Annotated in this window: 10 protein-coding genes; 5 read left to right on the forward strand and 5 right to left on the reverse strand. The window is 66.0% G+C overall.

Annotated features, from left to right (window positions below; translation table 11 throughout):
- Window positions 1–879, reverse strand: an 879-nt coding sequence (locus AC1DYX_RS03705) for a YicC/YloC family endoribonuclease (RefSeq protein WP_477256382.1), incomplete at its 3' end; no start/stop codon positions are given.
- 130 nt (window positions 880–1,009) lie between these two features.
- Here AC1DYX_RS03705 and AC1DYX_RS03710 point away from each other — a divergent pair.
- From AC1DYX_RS03710 to rph, 3 genes are read left to right on the forward strand one after another with little or no spacing between them, the layout of a single operon-like run.
- Complete coding sequence (locus AC1DYX_RS03710) at window positions 1,010–2,014, forward strand: serine/threonine protein kinase (RefSeq protein ID WP_477256384.1); 1,005 nt, start codon at window positions 1,010–1,012, stop codon at window positions 2,012–2,014.
- 9 nt (window positions 2,015–2,023) lie between these two features.
- Complete coding sequence (locus tag AC1DYX_RS03715) at window positions 2,024–2,962, forward strand: PP2C family protein-serine/threonine phosphatase (RefSeq protein WP_477256386.1); 939 nt, start codon at window positions 2,024–2,026, stop codon at window positions 2,960–2,962.
- Between the two features lie 20 nt (window positions 2,963–2,982).
- Complete coding sequence (gene rph / locus AC1DYX_RS03720; protein WP_477256388.1) at window positions 2,983–3,714, forward strand: ribonuclease PH; 732 nt, start codon at window positions 2,983–2,985, stop codon at window positions 3,712–3,714.
- A gap of 94 nt (window positions 3,715–3,808) precedes the next feature.
- Here the strand turns inward: rph and AC1DYX_RS03725 are convergent, their stop codons facing one another.
- The 4 genes from AC1DYX_RS03725 to AC1DYX_RS03740 all read right to left on the reverse strand — a co-directional run bounded on the left by AC1DYX_RS03725 (window position 3,809) and on the right by AC1DYX_RS03740 (window position 9,016).
- Window positions 3,809–4,375: a DUF4337 domain-containing protein gene (locus AC1DYX_RS03725; protein WP_477256390.1), complete on the reverse strand. Its 567-nt coding sequence runs from the start codon at window positions 4,373–4,375 to the stop codon at window positions 3,809–3,811.
- A gap of 10 nt (window positions 4,376–4,385) precedes the next feature.
- Window positions 4,386–5,813 carry an RNA-guided endonuclease InsQ/TnpB family protein gene (locus AC1DYX_RS03730; RefSeq protein WP_477256392.1) on the reverse strand — a complete coding sequence of 476 codons (1,428 nt, stop codon included), beginning with the start codon at window positions 5,811–5,813 and terminating at the stop codon, window positions 4,386–4,388.
- 50 nt (window positions 5,814–5,863) lie between these two features.
- The gene (locus AC1DYX_RS03735; RefSeq protein WP_477256394.1) at window positions 5,864–7,162 is read right to left on the reverse strand and encodes an ABC transporter ATP-binding protein; all 1,299 of its coding nucleotides are present in this window, start codon (window positions 7,160–7,162) and stop codon (window positions 5,864–5,866) included.
- Between the two features lie 126 nt (window positions 7,163–7,288).
- Window positions 7,289–9,016 (reverse strand): ABC transporter permease, encoded by a 1,728-nt coding sequence (locus tag AC1DYX_RS03740; protein WP_477256396.1) that lies wholly within the window; start codon window positions 9,014–9,016, stop codon window positions 7,289–7,291.
- 647 nt (window positions 9,017–9,663) lie between these two features.
- Here AC1DYX_RS03740 and AC1DYX_RS03745 point away from each other — a divergent pair.
- Window positions 9,664–10,863 (forward strand): aminotransferase class I/II-fold pyridoxal phosphate-dependent enzyme, encoded by a 1,200-nt coding sequence (locus AC1DYX_RS03745; protein WP_477256398.1) that lies wholly within the window; start codon window positions 9,664–9,666, stop codon window positions 10,861–10,863.
- Window positions 10,864–10,885: 22 nt separating this feature from the next.
- Window positions 10,886–11,590 carry a response regulator transcription factor gene (locus AC1DYX_RS03750; RefSeq protein WP_477256400.1) on the forward strand — a complete coding sequence of 235 codons (705 nt, stop codon included), beginning with the start codon at window positions 10,886–10,888 and terminating at the stop codon, window positions 11,588–11,590.
- Window positions 11,591–11,612 lie beyond the last annotated feature (22 nt).

The raw sequence follows: 11,612 nt of genomic DNA on the forward strand, positions 1-11,612 counted from the left end.
ATTCTGAACCTGTTCGCGCATCTGCTCAATGAGCAGCTTGAGTTCCATCGACGCATCGGCCAGTTCCTTGACCGACGCCTTGGCACCCAGCGTATTTGCTTCGCGGTTCAGTTCCTGCATCATGAAGTCGAGGCGCTTGCCGACCTGGCCGCCTTTCTTCAGGATGTGGCGGGTCTCGTTCAGGTGCGCCGTCAGGCGCGACAATTCTTCCGAGACATCGATGCGGATGCCGTACAGGGTGACTTCCTGGCGGATGCGTTCGAAGACTTCCTGGCGCGTGAGCACTTGCGGGTTGCCGTGGCCGGCCAGGCCCAGGGCGTCCTGCATGCGCTCGATGGCTTTCTGCTGGAACTGGGCGATGACCTGCGGGATCAGGGGGGTGATGCGCTTGACGATGGCTTCCATCGCTTCGATGCGCGAGATCAGCATCGCTTCCAGCGCCGCGCCTTCGCGCTTGCGGCTGTCGACGAAGGCCGCAATCGTTTTCGCGGCGAGGGCGGCGACGTCGGCCTGCAGGGATTCCTGGCCGATCTGCGCTTCCTCGATGACGCCCGGCCAGCGCAGCAGCTCGGCTACCGTCATCAGGGGGGCAGAAACGAAATGGCGCGTGACCTCGGTCTGCAACCGGGCGAGGTCGGCCAGCAGGGCGTGGTTCAGGGCCTGGGAGCCGGTGGTGGCCTTGCGGCCGAACGACAGCCTGACCTCGACCTTGCCGCGCGTGATGGCGGCCATGATGGCGGAGCGCAGGTCCGGTTCCAGCGCACGTAACTCGTCGTTGATGCGAAACTGCAGGTCGAGGAAGCGCGAATTGACGCTCTTGATCTCGATCGTCAGCGTGCCGGCAGCGCCTTCGCTTGTGGCGACCGCATAACCTGTCATGCTAGAAATGCTCAATGGAGTCCCCGGTTTCCGGAATCCGCGCGCTTTGGTTTTGCGAGATTCCCTTATTCTTTACAAAGCGGTGATTTATCCACACAATCGCCGTGTTTAGCAAGGAATACTTTCCCAAATGGCTGCCCAGAATAATGCTCCCCTGCCCGATGGGCTGGAAATTGGCGGATATCGCATTGTAAAGAAAATTGCGTCCGGCGGGTTCAGTATTGTTTATCTAGCATATGACGGCGACGGCAATGCGGTGGCAATCAAGGAATACCTGCCCAGCGCGCTCGCGTTGCGTGCGCCGGGCGAACTGGTGCCCGCGATCGCCAAGGCCAACCTGCCCGTGTTCCGCATCGGCCTGAAATGCTTCTTCGAGGAGGGGCGGGCGCTGGCGCGCATCGTCCATCCGAACGTCGTGCGCGTGCTGAATTTTTTCCGCGCCAACGACACGGTCTACATGGTGATGGCCTACGAATCCGGCCATTCGCTGCAGGAATACGCCGCGCGCCTGGTCGCGAAGGGCAGCCGCGCCGGCGAACCGTTCATCCGCCAGGTCTTCCACGGCGTCTGCGCCGGCCTGCGTGAAGTCCATGCGAACAAATTGTTGCACCTGGACCTGAAACCGGCCAACATCTACCTGCGCACGGACGGCTCGCCCATGCTGCTCGACTTCGGCGCCGCGCGCCAGACCATCAATACGGATGCGCCGACGCTGGCCCCGATGTACACGCCCGGCTTCGCGGCGCCCGAGCTGTATGCGAAGGGGAGCGCGCTGGGGCCGTGGACGGACATCTACAGCATTGGCGCCGCGATATTCGCCTGCATGGCGGGCACGCCGCCGCAGCCGGCCGACCAGCGCGGGATGGCCAACAACATGGCCGACACGCTGGACGCCCGGTTTGCGCAGCTGGAAGGCGCTTATACGCCGGGTCTGGTGGCGATGGTGAAGTCCTGCCTGGCCCTCGATCCGCTGGCGCGGCCGCAGAGCGTGTTCGCCGTGCAGAAGTTGTTGCAGGCCGGCCTGAGCGCGCTACCTGCGGCGGACGGGCCGCAGGAAGCCATCACGGAAGCTGCGCCTGCCTCGGGCTGGCGCGGCCTCGTCGAACGCATCGGCTTCGGCCGCGGACGTGCCTGAGGAGCCCACATGCAATTTTCTGTCTACCAGCAAAGCCACATCGGCGGCCGTAAACTCAACCAGGACCGCATGGGCTACCTGTACACGCGCGAGGCGTTGCTGCTCGTGCTGGCGGACGGCATGGGCGGCCACCTGCGCGGCGAGGTCGCGGCCACGATCGCCCTGCAAAGCCTGGCCGCGCGCTTCAAGGCGCAGGCCACGCCATACGTACGCAAGCCCGAGCGCTTCCTCGAGGAGGGCCTGCGCCAGGCCCATGACGACATCCTGCGCTACGCCCGCGAGCACGCCATGCCGGAGAGCCCGCGCACGACCATCGTCGCCTGCCTCGTGCAGCACAACTGCGCCGTCTGGGCCCATTGCGGCGATTCGCGCCTGTACTGGCTGCGCCGCGGCCAGATCCTCGGGTGCACACGCGACCATTCGCACATCGAATACCTGATCGCGAAAGGACAGGCCGACGCCAGCGAGCGCGCCACGCACCCGGACCGTAATAAACTGTACAACTGCCTGGGCGCGTCGGCGCTGCCGAAGGTCGAGCTGTCGCGCCAGGCCAGCCTGCAGCCGGGCGATGTCCTGCTGCTGTGTTCCGACGGCCTGTGGTCCGTCCTGCCCGACACCGAGATCGCGCACCGCCTGGCCGCGGGCGCCGTCGTGCAGGCGGTACCGGATATGGTCGCGATGGCGACCAGCATCGCGGGCAGCCGCAGCGACAACGTGACGGCCCTCGCCATCCAGTGGCAGGGCGCGGGCACACCGGCGACTGCCGCCGACCCGAGCGTCGTCTCGACGCAGCTGATACCCGAGGGCGAGGTCGCGAGCCGCATCGACCCCGGCGCCGCGCCCGGACCCGTCGACCCGTTCGACGAGGACGACATCGAGAAGGCGATCGCGGAGATCCGCGACGCGATCGAGAAGTCGTCGCAGGTACTGAAACCGACCAACAACTGAAAACCGAAAAAAGGATCTCCATGATCAAACCCCTCCGCCCCAGTGGCCGCGCCGTCGACCAGCTGCGCGACATCCGCATCACCCGCCAGTACACGAAGCACGCGGAAGGCTCCGTGCTGATCGAATGCGGCGACACGAAGGTGATCTGCACCGCCAGCATCGAGGAAAAGGTGCCGGGCTTCCTGAAAGGGAAAGGGCAGGGCTGGCTGACGGCGGAATACGGCATGCTGCCGCGGTCCACGCACACCCGCATGGACCGCGAGGCGGCGCGCGGTAAGCAGTCCGGCCGCACGCAGGAAATCCAGCGCCTGATCGGCCGTTCGCTGCGCGCCGCGTTCGACCTGGAAGCGTTCGGCGAACGCACGCTGCACCTGGACTGCGACGTGATCCAGGCCGACGGCGGCACGCGCACGGCGTCGATCACGGGCGCGATGGTGGCGGCCTACGATGCGTTCTCGCGCCTCGTGGCGGCGGGCCTGATCCCGGCCGTGCCGATCAAGCATTTCGTCGCGGCGATCTCGGTAGGCGTGGTGGGCGGCCTGACCGTGCTGGACCTGGACTACGTGGAGGATTCGGGGTGCGACACCGACATGAACGTGGTCATGACGGATGCCGGCCACTTCGTCGAGGTGCAGGGCACGGCCGAAGGGGCGGCCTTCGACCGGGAGGGCATGGACCGGTTGCTCGATCTGGCGGAGCAGGGGATTCGCGAGTTGGTCGGCCTGCAAAAACAGGCGCTCGGCATCGTTTGACGTAGGGTGGGCACCCCTGTGCCCACGCGGACGTTTGCATGATGCCGGCGTTCGCGTGGGCACGGTGTGCCCACCCTACGGCGGTTTACTCGATTTATGACAACAACCCGGTGAGCCACGCCGGGTGGAACGGCAACCCGGCCAACCCGGCCACGCCATAGAACACCCCGACCGCCGTCGGCACCAGCGCCGCGAGATACAGCCAGCGCTGGCGCGTCAGCGTGGTGACGGCCAGCAGCGACAAGGCCAGTGCCAGCGTCGCATCCGACAGGTCGAACTGGTCGTCGCGGTAGTTCAGCGCATCGTACGTCACCTGGTCCTGCTTCGCCTGCGCCAGCACGTCGCCCTTTTTCTGCGCCTGGTCGCTTTCCAGCTTTTCCAGCTCCGCGATCGCGGCGCTGTAGCCGGCCTGCTCGCCGGCGGGGCGGCCGGCGGCCGCGAKGCGCAGCTGCAGCAGCGTCGTGTGCGCCTGCTCCTGGCGCAGGTTGCGGGCCTGGTAGAACGACCAGTGGTCGATCTTGTCGGCCTGCGCCTGCTGCATGGCCTGCACGATGTTGTCGTCCTTGATCTTGCAGACGCCCATGAACGACGCCAGCAGCGCCACCGTCAGCGCGACTTTGCGGTCGAGTTTCGAGTCTCCCGTGATTTCGATGCYTTCCATGTCACTGCTTTCAAAAAGATGTACACAAATTTACACCGTTATCTTCCTGCCCCGAGCCGTCCTGTTGACCGTGCTCGTACCTGACAGGCGTGACTTTCCCGCCTCCCACCGGCCCATCGCCGGCGGCAGTGCCCGGCGTTGCCGCCGGACTCGCCACGGGTAGCGCAGATTGCGCCGCGAGGGCGCCGGTTGCGAGCCGTTGCAGATTGATCGCCGCGTTCACGTCGCGGTCGTGATGCGCACCACAAGCGGCGCAGGTCCAGGTGCGCTCCTCCAGCCCCAGTGCGGCATACTTATCGCCGCACGCGGAACACAGCTTGCTCGACGGATACCAACGATCGGCCAGCACGAGCTGGGCGCCGTAGCGCGGAGCCTTATATTGCAACTGGCGCCTGAACTCGTAAAACCCGACATCGGAGATCGCGCGCGCCAGACGCGCGTTGGCCAGCATTCCGCGCACATTCAAATCCTCGATCACGACCGTTTGATTTTCGCGGCACAATCGAGTGGTCAGCTTGTGCACGAAATCCGCGCGCACGCGGGCTATGCGTGCGTGCAGACGGGCCAGTGCGCGTGCGCCACAGGTTCGGTTCTTCGATACTGAGAGCCGCATGCCCTTCGGGATCGGTCCTGTGATGCCCGCGACTACCATGGCTGCTTTCAGCTTGCGCGACTGGCGCCGCGAGCGGATACGCAGACGCCGCAGTGCCGCCGCAAGTGGCCGCGGTGCCGTAATTTTTTCGCCGCTGGACAGTGTGGCGGCGGCGTTCACGCCCAGGTCAACGCCGGTGACACAGTCGCCCTTGCGGTGAAGATGCGCGACCTGATCCGGCACGTCGACCTGTACCGCGAGATACCAGTGGTCGGCGTCACGTCCAACGCTCGCTCCCATGATCCTGCCGGGCCAGCGCAAATGCTCACGAAGTGGTACTCGTCCGATCTTCGGCAGCACCACTGCCGCACCTTCGATGCGGAATTTATCGTTGGCCACATAAAACGCATCGCGACAACGCCCTTTCTTTTTATAGCGTGGCCGGTGCGCCTTCTGGCCGGCGCGACGCTGTTCGAAGTAGCGAGACCACGCTTTCGCGAGGTTCGCGAAGGGCTGTGCATGGGCATCGCGGTGGATCGTGCGCAGCCAGGGCTGGCCGTCGTCGTCCAGCCAGTCCGGATCAGAATACTTGATGCGATTGAACTGCTTCTTCAGGATCATCGCATTCGGCCTCAAGCCGGCGGCGACCTGGCAGTTCCATTCTGCCAGTGCCCAGTTCCAGACCCGCCGCGCGGTGCTGGCCGCGCGTGCGAAATAGTCGCGTTGTGCAGGCGTCGGGTCAAGCCTGATGCGATGGGCAAGAAGCATCGTCAATGAGTCATGAAGGGACGTGCTGTTTGACCTTGGCGAGCCCGACAAGTTCAGATTAACAACATCGTTACGCATAGATGCTCTATTCATGGTCGCGTATGTATATTCACGTTTTGCGAGACGGGTCACTCCTTCGCGTTGCCCGTACCCGGCAGCTTCAGCCGGCCCGTGTGATAGTCATACTCGTACAGCTCGCCATAGCGACCCCATTCGATCGCGACTTCCAGCATGCGCTTGGCCTGGTCCGCCTCCAGCGCGTCTTCCAGCAGGTCGATGAACGGGTCTTCCGGCAGCGCGCCGCCGGGCTCGTCCTGCAGCTGGCGGTGGATGCGCGCGGCCAGCGGCACGTTTTTCAATAGCTGCTGGCCGAACAGCGCCTGGCGTTGCGCCTGGTCGGCCTGGACGTAGCGCAGGCCCAGCCCCGTGAGGGCGATGTCGCCGCGCTCGACGCTGGCCAGGCCGAGCAGGCCCAGCGCCTCGTACGTGGGGAACAGTTCCTCGTCCGGCAGCTCGGTGTCTTCCGACAGTTGCGGCAGGTCGGCGCGGCCGTCGTACGGCGCGCCGGCCAGCAGGTCCAGCACGCTCTCGATGCGGCCGACGTCCGTGTCCGGCAGGCGGTAGTCGACGGCCGCCGGCAGCGCGGTGCCGGTCGCGACGGCGGCGGGACGCATCGTCATCAGGCCGTAGACCTCGTCGACGAGGGCGCGCACTTCCGGCGCGTCGGCATTGCGCGGGCGCGGCAGGTCGATGCGGATTTCGTGGCGCACGCGCCCCGGATCGCTCGAGAAGATGATGATGCGGTCGGCCATCATGACCGCTTCCTCGATGTTGTGCGAGACGATCAGGATGCCGCGCGTGGGGATCCGCTTGCCGTCCCACAGGTCGAGGATGTCGCCCCGCAGCGTCTCGCCCGTCAGCACGTCGAGCGCCGAGAAGGCTTCGTCCATCAGCAGCACGTCCGGATGCGTGACCAGCGCGCGCGCGATGCCCACGCGCTGGCGCATGCCGCCCGACAGCTCCCTCGGCAGCGCGCTGCCGAAGCCGGACAGGCCGATCAGGTCGAGCATGGCGTCGGCCCGCTCGCGCCGCACGGCCGGCGGGACGCCCTGCGCCTCCAGCCCCAGCTCCACGTTCTGCTGCACCGTCAGCCAGGGGAACAGCGCGAACGACTGGAAYACCATCGCCACGCCGGACAGCGGCCCGCGGATCGGGCGTCCCCGGTATTCGACCTTACCGGCATCGGCCGGTACGAGGCCCGCGACGATGCGCAGCAAGGTCGACTTGCCGGAGCCGGATTTGCCGAGCAGCGCGACGATCTCGCCGTCGGCCAGGGTGAAGTCGACGCCTTCCAGTACGGTGCGCGGGGCGCCGTCGGCGCTGCGGAAGGCCTTTTTCACGCCGTTCAGTTCAACCAGGTTTTCCATAATCGGTTCCAATTCCGGTGTGGTGGGCACGGGGTGCCCACCCTACGTTCGATATTCGTTCATCGTTTACCCCGGTTCATACGGGTCCGGTAGACGTAGGGTGGGCTCCCCGAGCCCACCTGCGCATCAACGGTTGCGGTCTTCGGCGAGCAGATACAGCCTGCGCCAGAAGAAGCGGTTCAACACCATGACGAACACGCACATCACACCGATGCCGAGGGCGATGCGGTGGAAGTCGCCGGCGTCCGTCATCTGCTTGATGTAGCTGCCCAGGCCATCGGCCACGAGCGACGTCTTGCCCCAGGTGACGTATTCCGCCACGATGCTCGCGTTCCACGAGCCGCCGCTCGCCGTGATCGCGCCCGTGACGAAGCTCGGGAATACGGCCGGCAGGTACACGCGCTTCCATTTGAGCCAGCCCGTCAGGCCCAGGTTGTCGGCCGCGAGGCGCAGCTCGTTCGGCAAGGTCGACGCGCCCGCGACCACGTTGAACAGGATGTACCACTGGGTGCCGAACACCATCAATGGGCTGAGCCACACGTTCGGGTTCAGGCGCAGGTGCACGAGGGCGTACACGACGAGCGGGAACATCAGGTTCACGGGGAACGCGGCCAGGAATTGCGCGAGCGCCTGCACGGCCTGGGCGTAGCGCGGACGCAGGCCGATCCACACCGCGACGGGCACCCACACGAGCGACGCGAGGCCGATCAGCAGCATCACCCGCACGAGCGTGATGCAGCCGAGGCCCACGACGCGCAGCGCTTCTCCCCAGCCGACCTGTGCGTGGATGAACAGGACGAAGCGCCAGGCGCCCAGCAACGCGAGCCCGAGGACGATGCGGTCGATCGCGCGGGGCGAGAGCGCGAAGCGCGCGCGGGAAGGCGCCGCCTCCGTCGGTTCGGGCATGCCGAACCAGCCGAGCGTGCGGGCCAGCAGCACCCACATGCGGTCGGTCAGGGCGCGGATCCACACGCTGCGCCGGCCCCAGTCCAGTACCCACGACTGCTGGGCGTGTTCGCCCTGCGATTCCTCGAAGCGGAACTTGTCGGCCCAGGCCAGCAGCGGGCGGAAGAACAGCTGGTCGTACAGCAGGATGCCGGCGAACATGGCGGCGATGGCCCAGGCGATGGCGGTACCTTGTTTCTGTTCGATGGCGACGGCGATGTAGGCGCCGATGCCGGGCAGCTTGATGTCCTGGCCGGCCACCGAGATCGCCTCGGCCGCGACGAGGAAGAACCAGCCGCCGGACATCGACATCATCATGTTCCACAGCATCGCCGGCATGGCGTACGGCAGTTCCAGGCGCCAGAAGCGCTGCCAGGCCGACAGCCGGAACACGCGCGCCGCTTCCGCCAGTTCGGGCGGGATCGTCTTCATCGACTGGTACAGGCTGAATGCCATGTTCCACGCCTGCGAGGTGAAGATCGCGAACACGGCGGCGCACTCGACGCCCAGCAGGTTGCCGGGGAAGAGGGCGATGAACGGGGCGATGGCGATCGCCTGGAAGCCGAGGATGGGCACGGACTGCAGCACGTCCAGCAGGGGCACCATGATCTTTTCGGCGCTGCGCCAGCGCGTCGCGACGACGGCGAACGTGAACGTGAACAGCAGCGCGCAGCCGAGGGCGCTGAACATGCGCAGGATGGTGCGCAGCAGGTAGTAGGGCAGGAAAGCCGGGTCTAGCGAGATGGGCGTCGGCTGGCCCAGCACGAACGGGCGCGCCATCTGCATCGCGCCATAGGCGGCCAGCGCCAGCACGACGAGCACGAGCGGCAGCAACGCCCAGTCCCAGCGGTTCGGGGTGGTCGTGAGGAACGAACGGCCGGTGCGGCCCGGGGTGAACAGTTCGAACATCGCGTCCTCAGTGTCGACCGGTGAAACTACGAAACATCGGTATCTCCGTCGGTGAACGGCATACCTTTCATTCGCGCTTGGTGAGGGCGCGCACGCTCCGCTGACAAAGCGATTGGTGCGCGCGGTGCGGCAGGATTCGTTTGTTGTGGGATACCATCATTCGCCCGGGGCGAGATGACGGCAGGGGGAAGAACCTGCGTTATCTTGCCGGGGCCGGACCGGCATTCAGCCGGCAACAACTGCCACTCGAACAAGTGCCCATGAAAGGGGCTCCATAAAATGAAAACGGTCGGATTTTACGTGGCCGCCCTTTCTAGCGTCAAGGCAATATCCGGCCGCTGCGGGCGCTATCCTGGCTGCAAAATATTGCACCGCAATGACATGCGTGGAAGGGCGGGACAAACGCGCGCACGCGCGCGCGACACGACATCGAGCGGCGGTCGAGGCCAGCGGGGATGATAGCTGCCGGCCCGCTGTCCGGCGCATTACCGTTTGGTAATGTGGGTTGGCATACAACAAAGATGGGCTTCAACGTAGACATTACTTGATCGTAATTTTTGCGGACCGGCCGCTCGCCTATACTGCAGCGCTACCCGATGTCGATCCGGCAGCGCCCTCCATTCCCAGCATCACCGACCACCCCGCCCATGCACGACCTTGCCGACATTGCAGACTGGCTGCAGACCCACGCCATCCATCACGAGACTCCCGTCCACGACACGTTGCCGGACCCGGTGTTCCGCGTGAACGGCCAGGATGCCGTATCGTTCAGCACCAACAACTACCTGGCGCTGGCGAATCATCCGCGCCTCGTGAGCGCGGCCAAGGCCGGCCTGGAGCGCTACGGCGTCGGCAACTGCGAATCGCGGCTGCTGGGCGGCGACCTGCCCGTGTACCGCGAACTGGAGCGCCGCCTGGGCGCCCTGAAGCACAAGACCGACGCCGTGCTGTTCGTCACGGGCTACATGACGAACATCGGCGTGCTGTCCACGCTCGTCAAGGTCGGCCTGCTGGCGCGCATCCATGGTTACCGGCCCCGCAAGCGCCGCAAGTACGCCTATTTCACGGACGAGTACAACCACATCAGCATCCGCGAAGGCATCCTGATGTCCGGCGCGGACCGGCATACGTACCGCCATGCCGACATGGACCACCTGGAGTCGCTGCTGAAGGCCGCGGACGGCGTCAGCCCGGTCATCGTCAGCGACGGCGTGTTCAGCATGGAAGGTACCATTGCGCCGCTGCCCGAGCTGACCGCCCTCGCCGAAAAATACGGTGCGATCCTGTACGTCGACGACGCCCACGCGACCGGCATCCTGGGCGACCACGGCGGCGGCACGTCGGAACACTATGGCTGCTACAGCCCCACGATCATGCAGATGGGGACGCTGTCCAAGGCACTGGGCGCCATCGGCGGCTTCGTGGCGCTGGAGCGCGAGATGGCCGACGTGCTGCGCCTGACGAGTTCCGCCTACGGCTTCACCTGTCCGCCGCCGCCGGACCAGGCCAGTGCGCTGCTGGCCGCGCTGGACATCCTGGAGGAAGAGCCGGAGCGCCGCGTGCGCCTGTGGGACAACCAGCGCTACTTCGTCGAGCGCATGCGCCCGCTGGGCTATACGCTGACCTCGACCGAGACCCCGATCGTGCCGGTGCTGATCGGCGACGCCGAGCGTTGCCAGCAGTTCCAGCGCGCGCTGCGCGCCGAGGGTGTCCACGTCGACGCGATCCAGTTCCCGGCCGTGCCCGTGGGCCAGGCGCGCCTGCGCTTCATGCTCAACGCCGCCCACACGCACGCCCAGATCGACCACGTCGTGGCCGTGATGGCACGATTGTCCTCCATGCTATAGTTCACCAAAGAAGAGCCGAATCATGCCGAACTGCCTCGTGATCGAAGACGACACCGAAACCCGCGACTACCTCTGCAGTGGTTTGCGCGCGGCCGGCTATGCCGTGCAGGCGGAAACCAACGGCGAGGCGGGCAACCGCCGCCTGCAGGAGACGCGCTGGGACGTCGTCGTGCTCGATCGCATGCTGCCCGGCCAGGTCGACGGCCTCGGCATCCTCGAACAGATGCGTTCCCGCGGCGACGGTACGCCGGTGCTGATCCTCTCTGCCCTGAACAGCGTCGACGAGCGCGTGCGCGGCCTGCGCGCCGGCAGCGACGACTATCTCACCAAGCCGTTCGTCATGTCGGAACTGCTGGCGCGGGTGGAAAACCTCAGCCGCCGCAACACGTGGTCGCGCGACGCCACCGTGCTGCAGGTGGCCGACCTGCAGCTCGACGTGCGCACGATGCGCGTGACGCGCCAGGGCACGGCCATCACCCTGCAGCCGCGCGAATTCCGCCTGCTCGAATACCTGATGCGCCACGAAGGCCAGATCGTCACCCGCACGATGCTGCTGGAAGGCGTGTGGGAATACCACTTCGATCCGCAGACGAACGTCATCGACGTCCAGATCAGCCGCCTGCGCAGCAAGATCGACAAGGATTTCAATCCGGCCCTGATCCACACGGTGCGCGGTGCCGGCTATGTGCTGAGCGCCGCCCCGACGTATGGTCCGATCGCGCGCTGACCGCGGCACCGCTTCGGCACCG

It is taken from the genome of Massilia sp. P2_C2 (genome assembly GCF_056404615.1).